This window comes from Coprococcus sp. AF16-5 (genome assembly GCF_003479365.1).
GTDB lineage: Bacteria > Bacillota > Clostridia > Lachnospirales > Lachnospiraceae > Coprococcus > Coprococcus aceti.
The window spans coordinates 351,114-369,430 of sequence record NZ_QUGZ01000001.1; the positions used below are offsets into that span (position 1 = coordinate 351,114).

Annotated in this window: 16 protein-coding genes; all 16 read right to left on the bottom strand. The window is 44.4% G+C overall.

Annotated features, from left to right (window positions below; all coding sequences use genetic code 11):
* Positions 1-7: 7 nt before the first annotated feature.
* The 16 genes from obgE to plsX all read right to left on the bottom strand — a co-directional run bounded on the left by obgE (position 8) and on the right by plsX (position 18,157).
* A complete protein-coding gene (gene obgE / locus DWW70_RS01580; RefSeq protein ID WP_055144437.1) occupies positions 8-1,303 on the bottom strand; it encodes a GTPase ObgE in 1,296 nt (431 codons plus the stop codon).
* A 193-nt stretch (positions 1,304-1,496) separates the two neighbouring features.
* Positions 1,497-1,784, bottom strand: coding sequence for a 50S ribosomal protein L27 (gene rpmA, locus DWW70_RS01585; protein WP_004850948.1), 288 nt, complete (start codon positions 1,782-1,784; stop codon positions 1,497-1,499).
* A gap of 5 nt (positions 1,785-1,789) precedes the next feature.
* Positions 1,790-2,116 carry a ribosomal-processing cysteine protease Prp gene (locus DWW70_RS01590; protein ID WP_118649147.1) on the bottom strand — a complete coding sequence of 109 codons (327 nt, stop codon included), beginning with the start codon at positions 2,114-2,116 and terminating at the stop codon, positions 1,790-1,792.
* A gap of 28 nt (positions 2,117-2,144) precedes the next feature.
* Positions 2,145-2,453, bottom strand: coding sequence for a 50S ribosomal protein L21 (rplU, locus tag DWW70_RS01595; RefSeq protein WP_004850943.1), 309 nt, complete (start codon positions 2,451-2,453; stop codon positions 2,145-2,147).
* A 156-nt stretch (positions 2,454-2,609) separates the two neighbouring features.
* The gene (locus tag DWW70_RS01600) at positions 2,610-3,776 is read right to left on the bottom strand and encodes a ribonuclease E/G (RefSeq protein WP_055222656.1); all 1,167 of its coding nucleotides are present in this window, start codon (positions 3,774-3,776) and stop codon (positions 2,610-2,612) included.
* A 46-nt stretch (positions 3,777-3,822) separates the two neighbouring features.
* Positions 3,823-4,521 (bottom strand): TIGR03936 family radical SAM-associated protein, encoded by a 699-nt coding sequence (locus DWW70_RS01605; protein WP_055222657.1) that lies wholly within the window; start codon positions 4,519-4,521, stop codon positions 3,823-3,825.
* Entirely contained in the window at positions 4,505-6,373 is a 1,869-nt protein-coding gene (locus DWW70_RS01610; RefSeq protein ID WP_055144429.1) for a TIGR03960 family B12-binding radical SAM protein, read from the bottom strand. Before DWW70_RS01610 ends, DWW70_RS01605 begins: the two co-directional genes overlap by 17 nt.
* Before the next feature lie 167 nt (positions 6,374-6,540).
* Positions 6,541-7,905, bottom strand: a complete 1,365-nt coding sequence (locus DWW70_RS01615) for a PFL family protein (RefSeq protein ID WP_022216453.1) — start codon at positions 7,903-7,905, stop codon at positions 6,541-6,543.
* Between the two features lie 36 nt (positions 7,906-7,941).
* Positions 7,942-8,214: an ACT domain-containing protein gene (locus DWW70_RS01620; protein ID WP_015534945.1), complete on the bottom strand. Its 273-nt coding sequence runs from the start codon at positions 8,212-8,214 to the stop codon at positions 7,942-7,944.
* A gap of 73 nt (positions 8,215-8,287) precedes the next feature.
* Complete coding sequence (locus DWW70_RS01625; protein WP_117548954.1) at positions 8,288-9,085, bottom strand: MBL fold metallo-hydrolase; 798 nt, start codon at positions 9,083-9,085, stop codon at positions 8,288-8,290.
* Positions 9,082-10,521 (bottom strand): ASKHA domain-containing protein, encoded by a 1,440-nt coding sequence (locus DWW70_RS01630; protein ID WP_118649332.1) that lies wholly within the window; start codon positions 10,519-10,521, stop codon positions 9,082-9,084. Before DWW70_RS01630 ends, DWW70_RS01625 begins: the two co-directional genes overlap by 4 nt.
* 15 nt (positions 10,522-10,536) lie before the next feature.
* Positions 10,537-11,781 carry a threonine ammonia-lyase gene (gene ilvA, locus DWW70_RS01635; RefSeq protein ID WP_015534949.1) on the bottom strand — a complete coding sequence of 415 codons (1,245 nt, stop codon included), beginning with the start codon at positions 11,779-11,781 and terminating at the stop codon, positions 10,537-10,539.
* A 107-nt stretch (positions 11,782-11,888) separates the two neighbouring features.
* Positions 11,889-12,866: a signal recognition particle-docking protein FtsY gene (ftsY, locus tag DWW70_RS01640; RefSeq protein ID WP_022216450.1), complete on the bottom strand. Its 978-nt coding sequence runs from the start codon at positions 12,864-12,866 to the stop codon at positions 11,889-11,891.
* A 30-nt stretch (positions 12,867-12,896) separates the two neighbouring features.
* On the bottom strand, positions 12,897-16,454 hold the full coding sequence (gene smc / locus DWW70_RS01645) for a chromosome segregation protein SMC (RefSeq protein WP_118649148.1): 3,558 nt from the start codon (positions 16,452-16,454) through the stop codon (positions 12,897-12,899).
* 3 nt (positions 16,455-16,457) lie between these two features.
* Positions 16,458-17,147 carry a ribonuclease III gene (rnc, locus tag DWW70_RS01650; protein ID WP_117548951.1) on the bottom strand — a complete coding sequence of 230 codons (690 nt, stop codon included), beginning with the start codon at positions 17,145-17,147 and terminating at the stop codon, positions 16,458-16,460.
* Complete coding sequence (plsX, locus tag DWW70_RS01655) at positions 17,147-18,157, bottom strand: phosphate acyltransferase PlsX (protein WP_118649149.1); 1,011 nt, start codon at positions 18,155-18,157, stop codon at positions 17,147-17,149. Before plsX ends, rnc begins: the two co-directional genes overlap by 1 nt.
* Positions 18,158-18,317: the final 160 nt, after the last annotated feature.

An 18,317-nucleotide genomic window follows, 5' to 3' on the forward strand; every position in this document is an offset into this window, starting at 1 on the left:
TATTCCTTTACTTATAATAATCAAATTCAAGGAAATACATTCTTACAGTATCTCCGTCTACACAGCCAAGCTCCTCAAGCTGTGCAAGTATTCCATTGTCTCTGAGGAACTTCTGGAAGAAATCAAAGCCCTTCTCAGATTCAAGGTTCGTATATCCGAGCATCTTCTCGATTCGTGGACCCTCGACGATATATACACCCTCTTCCTCGTCTGACTTTCTGACTTCAAATGGAAGCTCAGGATCATCCTGCATGGACAGATCTATCTCAGGTTCAAATTCGATGATCTCCCTTGGAGACTGCTTTACAAGGTCATTGACATACCAGAGAAGTTCATTGATACCCTTTCCTGATACTGCAGATATAGGGAATATCTTATATCCTTCATCCTCCGGGAATTCCTCCTTAAGCATCTCTATGACAGTCTCATAGCCCATATCATCCAGAAGATCGACCTTGTTGGCTGCTATAACCTGTGGACGGTTCTCGATGTCTTTATTGTACTTCTTGAGCTCTTCATTGATTACGTGGATATCATTGATCGGATCTCTTCCATCCACCGAGGCTGCATCCACGATGTGGATTATAACCTTTGTACGCTCTATATGTCTTAAGAACTGAAGTCCAAGACCTGTTCCTTCTGACGCACCTTCAATTATGCCTGGAATGTCTGCGATCACGAAGCCGTTCTTATCCCCGAGATCCACCACACCCAGGTTCGGAACTAAAGTGGTAAAATGATATGCCGCGATCTTAGGACGGGCATTCGTAACTCTTGCAAGGAAGGTTGATTTACCTACACTTGGGTATCCGACAAGTCCTACGTCAGCTATACACTTGAGTTCAAGATCTACTGTAAGCTCCTTGGCTGGCTGACCAGGCTGTGCATACTTTGGCGCCTGCATGGTCGAAGTTACATATGTTCTGTTGCCACGGCCACCACGGCCTCCTTTAAGGAAAACAACAGGTTCCTTCTTGTATGCCATATCGAGAATAACCTTACCTGTCTCTGAATCTTTGACAACAGTTCCAGGTGGAACCTTGAGCACGATATCGGCACCATTGCTGCCATGGCAGTTCTTCTTGCCGCCCTCTTCACCGTCTCCGGCTTTGTATTTTGTCACATGTCTATAGTTAGTGAGCGTGTTCATTCCCTCGTCGACAACAAAGATAACGTCACCGCCATTACCGCCGTCACCGCCGTCAGGACCGCCGTTTGGAACATATTTCTCTCTTCTGAAGGATACATGTCCGTCACCGCCCTTGCCTGATCTCACATATATTCTGGCTCTATCGGCAAACATAATATACCGCCTTTCTATGTCAGATATTCTATACCGAATATTCAATGTCTAAACTACCTGTGTCAAGTTCTGCAGATACATCTGCACACTATTTCATAGTATACCCCATATCTGCACTTTTGTCTGTAAAAAAAGACTGGAATAATAAAAATTACTCCAGTCTCTTGATAGTATTACTTATATATATCCAATATTACTCGTTAACTACTGGATAGATAGAAACCTGCTTCTTGTCTCTACCCTTTCTCTCAAATCTAACGATACCATCAGCTGTAGCGAACAGTGTGTCATCTCCGCCGATACCAACGTTAAGACCTGGATGAATCTTTGTTCCACGCTGTCTGTAAAGGATGTTACCAGCCTTTACGAACTGACCGTCAGCTCTCTTAGCGCCAAGTCTCTTGGACTCTGAGTCTCTGCCGTTCTTTGTAGAACCTACACCTTTCTTATGAGCGAAAAACTGAAGTTCCATCTTCATCATGTCAATTACACCTCCTTAAAGGTCATACAAATATAATCGCCATAGGATTCTTCGATTCCGGATATACCGATCACAAGCGCCTGCATCAAAGTCTGTGCCTTGATATCCGGCTCCTCTGTGAATATGAAATCCATATTTCCGCTCTCCTGATCGCAGTCAAGTGTGAAATTCACATCTGAAAGCTTCTCAACAGAGTTCAGGATGGTTATCGTGATCGCTGAAACTGCGCTACAGACGATATCTTGTCCAGGATCATCATATTCCGCATGTCCATCTGTCTTAAATCCTATATATTCCGAATTGCTGTTCTGATAAATAACTACATCAATCATGTCTTATAATCGATACAATCAATACCAATTAAGCGTTGATCTTCTTGATCTCAACCTTAGTATATGACTGTCTGTGACCATTCTTCTTGTGATAGCCAGTCTTTCTCTTGTACTTGTAAACAATAACTTTCTTAGACTTGCCTTCACCAACTACTGATGCTGTTACAGATGCATTAGCAACTGCATCTCCACACTTAACGTCTGAATCAGTGCTTACTAAGATAACATCATCAAATGTTACTTCGCTTCCAGCCTCTGCTGCGAGCTTCTCAACCTTGATCACGTCTCCTTCAGCTACCTTGTACTGCTTACCGCCTGTTGCTATAATTGCGTACATGGTTAATACCTCCTTAATCAAACTCGCCAGTTTTGGTGGTGTCTGTTGACACACTTATACCTAACTGTGCGGCATACTCATATAATCTACCATTGAGATGATTATTTGTCAATAATTTTCTGATATATTTTTACAATATTTTTTGATTTATATTCATCAAAGCTTAACCATTTCGTGAAGCGGTCTCTTTAACTTCTTTCTGGTCAGCTCTATAAGTCCAAGCTTGGTGATATCTACGAATTTGGCTGGTACAGGATCGTCTGCCAGCTCTCTTATCAGGGTATCACGTATCCTGAGAATATCATCGGGATTCTTCATGTTTATAAAGTCTATGACTACTATCCCTGACAGATTGCGGAGTCTTAACTGACGGCAGGTTTCGATGGCAGCCTCGGTGTTGACCTTCAGCATGTGCTGTTCCATATCTCTGCCTGATATAGCCTTGCCTGTATTCACATCCACAACTACCATGGCCTCAGTCTGCTGGATTATAAGGTAGGCACCTGACTTAAGCCATACTCTCTCCTTTAGAGCTCCCTCCACTTCTTTATTGAGATTGTAGATTGCCGTAAGCGGACATTCTGTATCGGTATGAAGCGTTAAGTCTATTGTTCCAGGCTGTTTTTTCTCTATGTAATCCTCAAATACGTGGAATATTTCTTCATCATCGGTTACCAGTGAATCTAGCTTATTACTTCCCATGAAAGTTATGTTTTCTATATATTCCGGTGGATTCCGGTACAGACAGGAAAAGCATTTTCTGGTTGCTGCGGCCTTCAGGATCTGCGTGAGACGACCGCCCAGCTCATTCAGTTCACGTTTTATGAGTTCAGGGTCCGCATCCACAGCATTTGTCCTAATGATACAACCTATACCCGCCGGGAGGGTATTTCGCGCGATGTCCTTAAGCTCGTCCCGGAGCTTTCTGCTGCTTATCTTGTTCGATACACCGATCTGTTCCCCGGTGTGGACCACACAGTAATCCCCGCGGAGGGTGAGCTCCGATGAACCAACAGGGTTCTTGGTCTTGACTGCGTCACGGCTGATCTGAACGACTATCTCATCGCCGATCCTGAGCTTTGTGTGCTCCCTGCCATCGGCGTATATAATATCATTGTCATCCAGACTGTAGTAGCAGGGAAGTCTGTCACCGTAATCCACGAAGCAGGCATTTATATTGTTTACGATGTTGGCCACCTTGCCCACATAGATATTGCCGAGGACTGTACTGCCCTCTGACAGGTTAAGATCTGTGACTTTGCCAGCCTGTATAACAGCCTGTAATATTTTGTTGTCGTAGTGTGTAACTACCAGCTTTCTCATGTGATATTCCCCTTATAATCTTTCAAATATACGGTCAGGCAGACTCTTAGAATGGTGAACCGGCCTTGTATAGAGGTATTATATTGCCATCAGGGCCATCCATGTACGTCTCCAGTCTGTGAATATGATAATGGAACTGGTTGTGACTGACACCCGCATACGCGCAGAGAGCCTGCATGACGAGCTCCGGCTTGAGGTTGTATTCACTTCCGGTTGACAGCAGCATATATATCTGATCGTCCCTCAGCTCGCAGGTCATGATACCAGGTTTTATATTCTCCTCGCGTTCGCTCTTCTTTGTTTTTTTCAGAATGACGATCTGATCCTGCGACATGAAGGATTCCACACTGTCCAGTATATTATGCCGTTCTTCAGTTCCTGCTTTGTCAAGGAATGAGATGACATAGTCCGATGCTGACACAACTGACATGGAGTTCTTTGCATCATCGGGAAGAAGTACACACTCAGTGACCTTCATCTCATCAACCGATACGGCATTCAATGCGTCGATCATCTCTCTGGATGTTGTAACGGATTCAAATTCTCCGTCAAAGTATTCGCCATCAGAAGTGATCCCCATGGCCAGCGGAGCGGCAAACGAGATGATCTGGTGAGGCGAATATCCCTTGGAATAGCTCACATCCAGACCGGCACGTCTTATCTCCTTCTGGAAATATCTCATAACGTCAAGGTGTCCTATAAATCTGAGGTTACCGAGCTTGGAGTATTTAATTCTTATTTTCAAAACATACACCTCCTCCAAATCTTGCGGCACCACAGCCGGAACACTGCTGTCTGCAGTTAGGGGTTACCTTTTCGTTCTGGGCGTTCTCCCACTCTCTCTCAAGGAACTTTCTTGTGACTCCTATATCAATGAAATCCCATGGAAGTATCTCATCAACATTTCTGTCCCGGTATGTGTAGAAATCTATATCCAGACCGTGCTTTGCCATGGCGTTGTCCCAGTTTTCTTTTTTGAAGAACTCTGTCCATGCGTCAAATATCTGACCGGCCTTATAGACATCATATATTACATCGCAGAGCTTCCTGTCGCCTCGAGCAAGCAGTCCCTCAAGTATGGTGATATCTGCTTCGTGGTACTGGAACTTAAGACTCTTATGGTTTTTCTCTGCGCGGAATCTGTCCTTCACAAAGTATGCACGCTTGACAAATTCCTCAGGCCTTATCATCGGAGCCCACTGGAACGGAGTAAATGGCTTTGGCACAAAATATGATGCCGATGCGGTGACCATGACACGTCCATTTCGTTCTTCTCTTGGGATATTTGCAAAGAAAAGCTCAGTGATCTCCTCCGACAGGTCTGCAATCCCGGCAATATCGTCATATGTCTCAGTAGGAAGGCCCATCATGAAGTACAGCTTCACCTTATCCCAGCCGCCTTTGAAGGCCTTCAGGGCACCATCCATTATGTTCTCCTTTGTGAGACCCTTGTTTATAACATTTCTGAGTCTCTGCGTTCCTGCCTCAGGGGCAAATGTAAGTGAACTCTTCTTCACATCCTGGATCTTGCTCATGACATCCAGAGAGAAGGCGTCTATACGGAGCGATGGCAGAGAGATATTTACATGCTCATTGTCCATCTTCTCGATCAGGCAGTCTGTGAGCTCCGGAAGCTCCTCGTAATCACTCGACGACAGACTGCTGAAGGTTATCTCCTCGTGTCCTGTACTTGCCAGCATTTTCTCAGCATAGCCCTTTAACAGATTGACATCCTTAGGTCTGGTTGGTCTGTATATCATTCCAGCCTGGCAGAATCTGCAGCCTCTTATACATCCGCGCATGATCTCAAGAACAACTCTGTCCTGAGTGAGCTTCATGAATGACACAACAGGCTTCTCTGGGTATGTGACTTTGCTGTGATCCATGACGACTGTCTTGGTTATCGTGGCAGGCACATCTTCAAATCTAGGAGCAAATGAAGCTATCGTGCCATCTTCCTTGTATGTGACTTCATAGAGCTCAGGAACGTATAATCCCGGAATGTTGGACACCTTTATGAGAAATTCTTCCCTGGTCATATCAGAGTGCTTATACACCTTGTAAAGCTCCAGAAGTGCATCATATGATACTTCACCCTCACCCATATAGAATATGTCAAAGAAGTCTGCTATAGGCTCAGGATTGTATGAGCATGGGCCTCCGCCTATAACAAGTGTGTCTCCCTTTTTTCTGTCTCTTGTACGGAGTGGGATCCCTGCCAGATCAAGCACCTGAAGAATATTGGTGTAACACATCTCGTACTGGAGTGTTATTCCAAGGAAATCAAAATCCTTTATAGGATCCTGGGATTCCAGCGCGAACAGAGGGATGTCATGTTCTCTCATCTCCGCGTCCAGATCAGGCCATGGCGAATAAACTCTTTCACACCATGTGTCCTCTCTCCTGTTGAACATATCGTACAGTATCTGAATTCCGAGATGGGACATACCTATCTCGTATACATCAGGAAAACACATGCAGAAACGCACATCAACCTTGTCTTTGTCCTTCATAACACTGTTGTATTCTCCACCTATATATCTGGCGGGCTTTTCAACCTTCATCAGTATTTCATCCGGTAAAGCTAATCTTCTCATAAAATAATATCCTTAAATAATTTTCTTGTAATCATATTATCTGATATCTCCAAATGGAAATATTCAATTACAGCAAAAGAGATGCGCACGGAATATCCGTATTCAGTGCGCATCCTCTATATCTATATCGTATCAGGAACTGTGATCCTATACCGCATTATCCAATATTAGTTTTTGAAACTATGGATAGGGGCTGGAATACGTCCACCTCTGTTGACAAACTTATCACATGCAAATCTGTTGACAGGCATGATAGGTGCGTATCCGAGAAGTCCGCCAAATTCAGCCTGATCTCCAACTGTCTTACCGATAACAGGGATAAGTCTTACAGCGGTTGTCTTCTGGTTGATCATACCAAGAGCCATCTCATCAGCGATAATTCCTGATATGGTTGCAGGTGATGTATCACCAGGAATTGCTATCATATCAAGACCTACTGAACATACACATGTCATGGCCTCAAGTTTCTCAAGAGTTAATGCTCCTGCGGAAACTGCATCGATCATTCTCTGGTCCTCAGATACAGGGATGAATGCACCGGAGAGTCCTCCGACGTATGATGAAGCCATAACTCCACCCTTTTTAACCTGATCGTTGAGGAGCGCAAGTGCTGCTGTTGTACCAGGAGCTCCGGCGTATTCAAGACCGATCTCCTCGAGAATCTCACCTACACTGTCTCCGACTGCAGGAGTAGGGGCAAGTGACAGGTCAACTATACCAAATGGTACGCCGAGCATCTTGGATGCCTCTTTTGCAACGAGCTGTCCAACTCTGGTTACCTTGAAAGCTGTCTTCTTGATGGTCTCGCAGAGTTCCTCAAAGTTTTCTCCTCTTACCTTCTCAAGGGCTTTCTTTACAACACCAGGGCCGCTGACTCCGACATTGATGACACAGTCTCCCTCGGTAACACCGTGGAATGCACCGGCCATAAATGGGTTGTCATCAGGTGCGTTACAGAATACTACAAGCTTTGCACAACCGATGGAATCTGCTTCTTTGGTGAGCTCGGCAGTGTCTTTGATCATCTCTCCGAGAATCTTGACTGCATCCATATCTATACCGGTTTTGGTTGAACCTACATTTATGGAGCTGCACACCTTTCCTGTGCTTGAGAGTGCTTCAGGAATTGAACGGATAAGAAGCTCATCAGCAGGAGTCATGCCCTTATTTACAAGCGCTGAATATCCTCCGATGAAGTTGACTCCTATGGTGTCTGCAGCCTTGTCAAGAGCCTTTGCTATCTTTACAAAATCTCCGGTGGTCTTACATACGGAACCACCAACCAGTGCTATAGGTGTTACAGAAACTCTCTTGTTGACGATTGGTATACCATATCTTCTTGATATCTCCTGACCTGTTGATACAAGATCCTTGGCATATGTTGTTATCTTGTTATATATCTTTGTACATGTATCATCCACATCTGTGCCTACACAATCCAAAAGACTGATTCCCATTGTGATGGTACGAACATCCAGATTCATGTCTGAGATCATCTTATTGGTCTCGATTACTTCATTTATGCTAATCATGTATATCCTCTTTTCTGTCTGTCAGACTGTATATTATTAGATTCTGTGCATTGTCTCAAAGATCTTCTCGTGCTGTACCTTTATCTGTACTCCAATCTCTTCTCCGATCTGTCCGAGCTCTGATGCGATGAGCTCTGTTGATTTGGATGACTCCTGTGTATCAACCACCATCATCATGTTGAAGTACCCTGCAACTATAGTCTGTGATATGTCAAGTATATTGATCTGGTTGTTTGCCAGATATACACATACCTTAGCTGTGATTCCCACGCTGTCCTTACCTACTACAGTTATGATTCTCTTTTTCATTTCATTTATCCTCCTTGTTGATGATGGAGCCTGTACATACAGAACCCATCTTTATTCACTCCTAAAAATCAGCCTACGCTTCTATGGCAGCCATAGGCATGTCTCTTCTGGCTACTGCCAGCCCAAATTCCCTTACATCGTTGGCGTATGAATTGTTTTCAAGCTCCAGCTTGACTGTCTCGTATGCCAGCTCTTCAAAATTGTTCTCCTTGCTCAGATGTCCCAGAATGATACCCTTCACATGGTCATTCAGAAGTCTGTATATGAGCTGCCCTGATAATTCGTTGGACAGATGACCATAGTTGCCAAGGATTCGTCTCTTGAGATAATAAGGATATGGTCCCGCCTCAAGCATTCTGACATCATGATTGGCCTCAACTACCATTATATCTGAGTTGTCAAGCTTATCTACAATATAATCATTATAATTGCCCATATCAGTCGCTATGGACACTTTTTTGCCATCTCCATACAGGCTGTAGCATACCGGATCCGCTGCGTCATGCCAGATGGATGACGGATCAACGGTTATATCCTTTATCAGTATCTTTTCATCAGGACGAATCTCATGAAACAGTCCCTCATCGATACTGCCAAGGGAGGTCATCTTCTTCATCTCAGCTATGGTTCCTGCAGTGGCATATATAGGAACACCGTGCTTTCTTGCCAGAACACCTATGCCCTTCACATGATCTATATGCTCATGCGTTACAAGAACACCATCGAGTTCAGACGGCTTTATTCCCTCATCCTTAAGGGCGTTTTCAACCCTCTTGCAGCTTATGCCTACATCCACAAGAAGATGGGTATCGCTATTGCCGACGTAATAGCAGTTACCGCTGCTACCGCTTGCTATACTTAGTAATTTCATAATCTACTCTTCTGTTGTAATTTATTTGTACCATGTGACTGTGCGGTCCATGGTCTGAGATCCATATGACTGTAATATCTTCTGTCAAAGCCCTCAAGCTCACCGAGATTCACAGCAGTCAGGGTCTCTTTAAACGCATATATTCTATCAATAAAACTCTTATCAATCAAGCACTTATGTGCTCCGTGCAGGGATGTATTTCCTGCAAATTCTGATTTTTCCTGAAAACTGTCCGGAAAAAGTCCAAGGCTTACCGCACTTGATATATTAAGACTGCACCCGAAGCCTCCTGCCAGATATACACGTGATACGTCCTCTGCCGTTATCCCCGCCATATCCATGAGGGATTCTATCCCTGCACATATGGCTGCCTTTGCAAGGAGAAAGCTTCTGATCATATCCATGTCAATTGTCACTCCACCCGCAAGTCTGTAGCCGCCGTCTATATACTGATCAACCAGGACTCCATCGTCATTCACTATGTGTAGCAAATTAAGTCTGTTCAGCAGATCAAAGGCTGTGGTTGGAGCTGCAACACCTCTCCTCAGCATTCCCTCAAATGCCGGACCACATGCACATGAGGTGGCATAACCGATGCCCTGCTTTGCAAGTATGAGTTCTCCGTTTGTTCCGAGATCTGCAAACAACTGATATTTGTCAGACCTGTCAATGTTACAGACGACTGCACCGCACAATGCGTCAGCTCCAACAAATGCGCTGAGGTTAGGAAGACATGTGACTTCTGCACTGCAAAATCTTTCATCATCAAAGAAATCCTTCCCTGATACTGTTATACTGTCAGGATTCCTGATCTCAAATGGTGCATGCCCGAGATTGTCCAGAAGCAGCCGCTCCAGTATTGCATTCATGGTGGTGTTTCCGGAAATAATTATCCTTGATATATCTGCAGGGGCATCCCCCATTCCGGCCAACTCTGAGGAAATCCTTGTGACTACTGAGCTTCTGAGCTTTGTCAGTCCATCTTCTGTGGAGCCTGTTCGGATCCTTGATATGACATCGCTGCCATATTCAATTTGCGGATTCATAAATCCACATCTGTCCGTGACACTTCCATCAGACATATCTATCTGTTCTATGGCGATGGTGGTAGTGCCTAAATCTATAGCTATGCCTATACCACGACCATCGCCATTATATACGTTGTTGGATTCATCAGCACCCTTGTACGAAGCAAGGACTGACATGTTATCCTCACCTATGGTTATCTGTATGTTATCAGTGATAGTGTAGGTACAGCTTTTTACCGTGCCCGCACCTTTTACATCCACCAGACATCTCTGACACCTTCCAAGACCTCCGCAGTTTCCACTGAACACATATCCGGCGCTGCACAGCACCTTGAACAGATTGTCACCGCGTCTGCAGGCGATTATTTTGTTGTCATTTACGGTTAAAGTGAGTTCATTGTTAATCATCGATATCAACTACAATTAATTGTATATTCCCTTTGTCATGACTTCCTTTGGCTTGTAGCCCTTATCAGCAAGTGTGTTGATGATGAGCTGCTTGTGCTCAGGGCCAAATGCCTCCATAGTGATAACAAGCTCAACTGCTGAATTCCTGTTGATGGATACGAACTGGTTGTGCTCAAGCTTGATAACATTTCCCTGGAGATCAGCGATAACCTTTGAAATGTTCATGAGTGCACCCGGCTTGTCAGGAAGAAGTGTTGAAACTGTGAAGATCCTGCTTCTTGCGATAAGTCCGTGCTGTACAAGTGAGGCAAATGTTATCATATCCATATTGCCGCCCGACAGTATGCTTACGACCTTGGCACCCTTTACATCGAGATGCTTAAGTGCTGCCACTGTGAGAAGACCTGAATTCTCAACAAGAAGCTTGTGGTTCTCAAGCATATCGAGGAATGAAACGATGAGTTCGTTATCCTCTACAGTTATAATATCATCTATGTTCTTCTGTATATATGGGAAAATCTTGCTTCCCGGTGTCTTTACTGCAGTTCCATCTGCAATGGTGTCGACATATGGAAGTGTTGTAACCTTCTTGTTCTTCAGTGAGACCTGCATACAGTTTGCTCCGGCAGGCTCAACACCTATGACCTTGATGTTCGGATTCATCATCTTGGCAAGTGTGGACACACCTGTTGCCAGACCGCCACCTCCGATAGGAACAAGGATATAGTCAACGAAAGGAAGCTCCTTTATGATCTCCATCGCAACCGAGCCCTGTCCTGTGGCAACATCGAGATCATCGAACGGATGAATGAATGTATAACCCTTGTCCTCTGCAAGCTCAAGAGCGTATGCACATGATTCATCATATACGTCTCCATACAGTATAACCTCTGCGCCGTATGCCTTAGTTCTGTTAACCTTGATGAGAGGTGTAGATGAAGGCATAACGATGGTCGCCTTTACTCCATATGCTTTTGCAGCATATGCCACACCCTGGGCATGATTTCCAGCCGAAGCTGTTATCAGTCCCTTCTGTCTCTCTTCATCTGAAAGAGTGCTTATCTTGTAATATGCACCCCTGATCTTGTATGCACCAGTCTTCTGAAGGTTCTCAGGTTTGAAGTATACCTTGTTGCCTGTTATCCCACTGAAATAGTCACTGTATATGAGCTTTGTAGGGAGAACCACCTTATGTACAATGTCGTAGGCCTCCTCAAATTTCGCAAGTGTCAGTTTGTCTGTTGTGTTCTGTTCTGCCATTTGTTAATGTCTCCTTATGTAAAAATCCTTTTGAAAATCATATATGGTTGTGCACAGATATAAGTACATTGGCATACATACATATGATCATTATATATGCCGTAGTATTACATGTCATCGCCGATGAGCATATCGATCTCGGATCTGTCCTCGTCAAAATCTGCGAACAATGCGTTGACATATTCCTGAGGGTCAAATCTCTGGAGATCACCGATCTTCTCACCAACTCCGATAAACTTGACCGGTACGTCAAGCTCTGCCTGGATCGCTATCGCAATACCACCCTTGGCAGTTCCGTCAAGCTTGGTGATAACTATACCGTCAAGCTCAGTTACATTGCTGAACTGTCTTGCCTGTTCAAGGGCATTCTGACCTGTTGTTCCGTCCAGAACTATGAGCGCCTCAACATTTGCCTCCGGATAATCCCTTGTGATGATCCTTCTCATCTTTGCAAGCTCGTCCATGAGATTCTTCTTGTTGTGAAGTCTTCCCGCTGTATCAACGAGAAGGATATCCGTATCTCTTGCCTTGGCGGCAGCCACTGCGTCGTATACAACTGCAGCGGGATCAGCGCCCTCATTGTGTGAAATTATATCAACCTGTGCCCTGTCAGCCCAGGTCTTTAACTGATCTATGGCGGCAGCTCTGAATGTATCGGCAGCAGCCATGAGAACCTTCTTGCCTCTCTGGCGGTACTGGGCAGCAAGCTTTCCGATGGTCGTTGTCTTGCCGACACCATTTACCCCGATGACCAGCACAACAGACTTCTTATTCTCGAAGTCGTACGCTGAATCGTCCACAGACATCTGGTTCTTGATTATATTGATCACAAGTTCCTTGCAGGCAGCAGGTTCTTTGATGTGTGAATCCTCAACCTTCTGCTTAAGTCCCTCTATAACCTTCTCAGTCGTCTCATATCCCATATCAGCCATGATAAATGTCTCTTCAAGATTCTCATAGAAATCATCATCTATATGGGATGCACCGAATACATCTGTAAAGCTTTCTACTATATTATCTCTTGTCTTTGCAAGACCTGCCTTAAGTCTCGCAAAAAATCCTTTTTTCTCTTTTTCCTCTGCCATGACATACCTCCTGTTTAATATCTTCTATTGTTATTTATCCAGATCGTTCTCAATAAGGTTGACTGATACGAGGGTAGATACACCCTTCTCCTGCATAGTTATACCGTACAGGATATCAGCAGCCTCCATGGTTCCCTTTCTGTGTGATATAACTATGAACTGCGTATCCTTTGTAAGCCTGTTGAGATACTGTGCAAATCTTCTTACGTTCGAGTCGTCAAGAGCCGCCTCTATCTCGTCCAGCAGACAGAAAGGTGATGGCTTCAGACTCTGAATTGCAAATAACAGTGCTATGGCGGTGAGGGACTTCTCTCCACCTGACAACTGCATCATATTCTGGAGCTTCTTTCCAGGTGGCTGTGCTATGATCCTGATACCTGTTTCAAGAAGATCCTCGGTATCAACCAGCTCAAGTGCACCACGTCCACCACCGAACAGCTCCTTGAATACCTTGTCGAACATGACCTGTATCTCCTTGAACTTCTCGGCAAACTGCTCCTGCATTGATTTTTCAAGCTCCGCAATGATATTTACAAGGTTGGTCTCCGCACTGACTATATCGTCATGCTGTCCCTTGAGAAATTCGTATCTCTCAGAGACTTCCTTGTAGTCATCTATGGCATTGACGTTGACATCTCCAAGGGATTTGATCTTGGCCTTTACTGCAACGATCTCCTTCTTTAGTGCCGGCAGTTCAGGAAGATTATCGTCCTTGAGTTCCTGGGCACTGCTGTATGTAAGCTCATACTCCTCCCACATATAGTTGCTGAGTTCGTCTGCTTTCTCAGTGTTCTTCTCGATTACCGATGTGAGCTTGTATGAGTCCTTCTCGAGTCCTGCAATCTTTTCGGAAAGTTCTTCTCGTCTGGCAAAGAATTCCTTGTGGCTCTGCTGTAATTCCTCTCTCTTGACTGAGAATTCGTTTACCTTGTCCTCGTTGTCAGCGATACTTCCGGTTCTGCTTGCGATATCTGTCTTTATAGCAGCTATCCTGTCTTCCAGCTCTGTGATCTCACTGAATGATGACTCCACGCGGCTTGTAAAGCCCTCAAGTTCTTCCTTGTATTTTTCGATATCCATATTTATTCTTCGGATATTTTCTACAATGAAGTCCTCTTTCTGCTTGACGGAATTAAACTTAATCATAAGCTCAGATACCCTTGCGTTTGCAGCGGTGAGCTTATCCTTGTTCTCCTGTCCCTGTCCCTCAAGTTCTTCCACTCTTGCCTCAGCTTCAAGCCTCATGGCTTCATGCTTTTTGTTGTTGTCGGCAAGAGAATCCTTATTGTTGTTTATCTCCGTTATCTGATTATTGAGCTCTGCTACCTCTTTCTCGATCGAGACAAATACTCTTTCAGATTCGGCAAGTTTTTCTTTGACCTGGTCAATACTCATGGTCAGAGTATTCTTTTTCAGATATGCCTGCTGCAGTTCGGAGTTGTATTTGTCTATATCCTGTCTGAGCTGATCTCTTGAAGTCTTAAGTTGTGCGTCGAGAGCCGCAGCCTTTGACGCTGTTGATTTCAGGTTATCGATTTGCTCCTTGAGTTCATCCAGTTCTCTCTTTCTTCCGAGAAGGTTACTGGAATTCCTGAATGCACCTCCGGTCATTGATCCGCCCGGATTTATCAGTTCTCCCTCTATGGTGACAAGTCTGAGCGACTGATTGTTCTTACGCGCTACCGCCAGGGCATTATCGATATTGTCGACAACTATGATCCTGCCTAAAAGGTTCTTTACCAGCGTGTTGAATTTGGAATCGACCTCAACAAGATCTGATGCAACTCCTATGACTCCTTTTTCCCTGAGCACATCATTTTTGACGGAACCGCGGTCTGTTATGTTGTTAAGCGGAAGAAATGTTGCACGTCCGAGTCTATTGGTCTTCAGATATGAGATCATTCTCTTGGCAGTGGCATCGTCTTCAGTGACAATGTTCTGTATACTTCCGCCAAGGGCAGTCTCCACAGCGACCTCGTATTTCTGATTTACCGTGATTATGTCCGCAACAACGCCTATTATGCCCGGATTCCACTGCTTCTGTTCCATGACTCGTCTGATACTGTTGCCGTATCCGTCGTATCTCTCAGTTATATTTCTGAGAGCCTCCATCTTGGACTCTGTGGCCGAAAGCTTCTCGTTGGTGTTGTGGATCAGCTCACGGTTAGTTTTGTTTCTATTCTGATTCTGGGCAAGCTGATCGGTTGCACTGTCCAATCCCGCGAGAATGACCTTTACTCCCGCCTCAAGTTCGGCAAGCTGTGATGACAGTGACTCATATTCCTTCTTGTCCCCGGCATCGTCGCTCTTAAACTGCAGAAGTCTCTGGTTGAGCTGTGTCTTTCTAAAGTTGATATTCTCCAGCATGGCGTCATATCTTCCGACCTTTGCCTGGAGATTACCGCTCTCATGCATATATTCTATGATGTCAGCCTTGCAGCTCTCAATCTCCTGCTGGCAGGCCTCTATGTAGGAGGTCATGTCGGAGCTTTCCTTCTGGGCTGTTTTAAGTGCCTGTTCAACTTCTGAGATAGAGTCATCCAGTTCATCTTTCTGGGATGTGTAATCTGCGAGTTCTTTCTCGCCGGACTCGATCTGGCTGTTGATTCGGTCTATCTGATCATGTATGTTCTGATCGTTCATTTTGAGTGTGATTATCTGCTGGTTGATAACATTTATCTCACCTTCAGCACGCTCTTTTGCAAGCCTGTTCTCATGAATCTCGTTTTTAGATGATTCAATTATGGAATTGAGCTGCTCTATAGCAGTCTCTATCTGGTCGTATTCTTCCTTTGTCTGTTCATACGCCTGCTTGCTCTCATCTATATCATCGTTTACGATAGTGAGCCTGTTCTGATCTTCCTCGAGAGCTGTTTTAAGTTTCTCTGTCTCAAGAAGGAATGCATTCACATCGAGTTTTTTTAATTCATTTTTAAATGCCAGATATTTCCTTGCGGTCTCAGACTGCTCCTTGAGTGGTCCGACCTGTTTTTCAAGCTCCTTGAGAATGTCGTTGACACGGCTGAGATTGTCCCTCTCTGCTTCAAGTGATTTCTCCGCAGCAGCCTTGTTCTTCTTGAACTTTACGATTCCGGCAGCCTCGTCAAAAAGCTCTCGTCTCTCCTCAGGTTTACCATTGAGGATCTTCTCGATCTGGCCCTGTCCGATGATTGAATAACCCTCCTTACCGATACCAGTGTCAAAGAAGAGAGAATATACATCCTTCAGTCTGCTGACAGTACCGTTAATCAGATATTCAGACTCTCCTGATCTGTATACTCGTCTTGCAACTGTGACTTCATTATAATCTATAGGAAGGCTGTGATCGCTGTTGTCAAGAGTTATGGCAACATATGCGGAGCCCTGCGGCTTTCTGAGCTGTGTTCCCGAGAAAATGACATCCTCCATCTTGGAACCACGGAGACTCTTGGCACTCTGTTCACCCAGAACCCATCTCACTGCATCCGCTACATTGCTTTTACCCGAACCATTAGGTCCAACGATACAGGTTATTCCGTGATTGAATTTGAATACTATCTTGTTTGCAAATGACTTGAAGCCATTTACCTCTATACTCTTTAAATACATAAATTAATCCTGCTTTTTTCTTAATTGTAACAATGTTTTGTATGCAGCCATCTGTTCGGAGTTTTTTCTGTTTGAACCCTCACCTCTGGCTGTAGCCTGGCCATCTATCATGGCATCCGATACAAATATCTTGTTATGTTCAGGCCCCTTCTCCTCTATGAGCTCATACTTTAATTCTTTTCCATTCTTCTGGCAGAATTCCTGAAGGGTTGACTTTGCATCGTAGAACAATGATTTTGTCTCAACGTCATCCAGCAGGAACTGATGGACAAACTTCTTGGCGACATCCATTCCGCCATCAAGATACATCGCACCGAGAACGGATTCAAAGAGATCACACAGAATGGATTTCCTTGTCCTTCCGCCTGTCTGGGCTTCACCCTTGCTAAGAAGGACAAATTTGCCATATCCAAGACTCTCGGATATCTGTGAAAGAGTAAATTCGCATACGAGACTTGCCCTCAGCTTTGTGAGTTTTCCCTCCTCATATTCTCTCTTCTTGTGGAAGAGATAGTCACTCACAATATACTCAAGGATGGCATCCCCGAGAAACTCAAGTCTCTCATATGACTCAGTTTTATTAACCTTAAGCTCATTTGCAAATGACGTGTGTGTCAGAGCCGTTATCAGAAGTCTTATATCCTTGAATTCGTATCCTATTCTTTTTTCAAGCTCACCATAATCCTTCTTCATTATGCCTGCTCCTCACTCAGCTTATCAGCTATCTTGGCATTTACACCGGTCTCGCTGAAACTGATACACTGGAATATTGCACTTTTAACTTCTTCGTTATGTGAATTGCCGTGGATCTTGACAACAAGACCCTTGAGACCGAGGAGCGGTGCGCCACCCTTAGTCTTGGCATTAAATCTCTCCTTGAGCTCGCCGAGTGAACCTTTTATCAGTGCGCCTCCGATCTTGGATTTGAATGAGGACATGACCGCCTTCTTTATCTCTCCAAGAAGCATTTTTGCAAGCCCCTCATAAAGCTTTAATATTACATTTCCCACAAATGCTTCACAAACAATTACATCTGCAGCACCGTTTGGTATCTCACGAGCCTCTATACTTCCGATAAAGTTGATATCCTTACATTCCTTAAGAAGCGGGTATGTCTCCTTTACGAGAGCGTTGCCCTTCTCTTCCTCGTCGCCGATATTCACAATGGCTACTCTAGGTTTTTTGATCTTCTCTATGTTCTCCATATATACAGTGCCCATCTTAGCAAACTGAACAAGATGCTCAGGTCTTGCATCAACATTCGCACCACAGTCTATGAGCAGGGAGTATCCTTTTGTTGTTGGGATGAGAGGCGCAAGTGGTGATCTCTTAACACCTTTAGATCTTCCAACTATTAGCTGACCTCCTGCAAGTATGGCTCCTGAGCTTCCCGCAGATATTATCGCATCTGCATCACCGCTTTTCACCATATTCATTCCAACTGTAAGTGATGAGTCTTTCTTGCTTCTGATTGCCTGAACAGGTGCATCGTGACATGTGATCTCCTCAGTACAGTTCTTTATCTCTATCTTGGAGGTGTCATATGTGTATTTTGCAAGCTCACCCTTTATGACAGCCTCTTTTCCAGTGAGAATTATATGAGCCTTTGCCCCTTCGTTCACAGCTTCTACAGCACCTCTTATGATCCACTCCGGTGCATAATCTCCGCCCATAGCATCTACTACAATTCTTGTATCGCCCATATCAAAACTCTCCTATCTTACGTGTATTATGGGATATCCCACCATATAATTATTTTTAGGTGCAAACGCACAAGGTCATTATATATTTCTGAATTGTCAAAGTCAAATATTTCAGTACAAATATACAAACCGCTATGTATATATGTGCACGAAAAAAGAC

Coding starts and splice junctions, on each gene's coding strand:
- rnc (WP_117548951.1), bottom strand. CDS start 17,147: ATGAAGAAGGATTATGGTGAGCTTGAAAAAAGAATAGGATACGAATTC.
- DWW70_RS01590 (WP_118649147.1), bottom strand. CDS start 2,116: ATGATTGATGTAGTTATTTATCAGAACAGCAATTCGGAATATATAGGA.
- DWW70_RS01620 (WP_015534945.1), bottom strand. CDS start 8,214: ATGAAAAAGAGAATCATAACTGTAGTAGGTAAGGACAGCGTGGGAATC.
- DWW70_RS01615 (WP_022216453.1), bottom strand. CDS start 7,905: ATGATTAGCATAAATGAAGTAATCGAGACCAATAAGATGATCTCAGAC.
- DWW70_RS01600 (WP_055222656.1), bottom strand. CDS start 3,776: ATGAGAAAGCTGGTAGTTACACACTACGACAACAAAATATTACAGGCT.
- ftsY (WP_022216450.1), bottom strand. CDS start 12,866: ATGGCAGAGGAAAAAGAGAAAAAAGGATTTTTTGCGAGACTTAAGGCA.
- DWW70_RS01610 (WP_055144429.1), bottom strand. CDS start 6,373: ATGAGAAGATTAGCTTTACCGGATGAAATACTGATGAAGGTTGAAAAG.
- smc (WP_118649148.1), bottom strand. CDS start 16,454: ATGTATTTAAAGAGTATAGAGGTAAATGGCTTCAAGTCATTTGCAAAC.
- rpmA (WP_004850948.1), bottom strand. CDS start 1,784: ATGATGAAGATGGAACTTCAGTTTTTCGCTCATAAGAAAGGTGTAGGT.
- obgE (WP_055144437.1), bottom strand. CDS start 1,303: ATGTTTGCCGATAGAGCCAGAATATATGTGAGATCAGGCAAGGGCGGT.
- ilvA (WP_015534949.1), bottom strand. CDS start 11,781: ATGGCAGAACAGAACACAACAGACAAACTGACACTTGCGAAATTTGAG.
- DWW70_RS01625 (WP_117548954.1), bottom strand. CDS start 9,085: ATGAAATTACTAAGTATAGCAAGCGGTAGCAGCGGTAACTGCTATTAC.
- DWW70_RS01630 (WP_118649332.1), bottom strand. CDS start 10,521: ATGATTAACAATGAACTCACTTTAACCGTAAATGACAACAAAATAATC.
- rplU (WP_004850943.1), bottom strand. CDS start 2,453: ATGTACGCAATTATAGCAACAGGCGGTAAGCAGTACAAGGTAGCTGAA.
- plsX (WP_118649149.1), bottom strand. CDS start 18,157: ATGGGCGATACAAGAATTGTAGTAGATGCTATGGGCGGAGATTATGCA.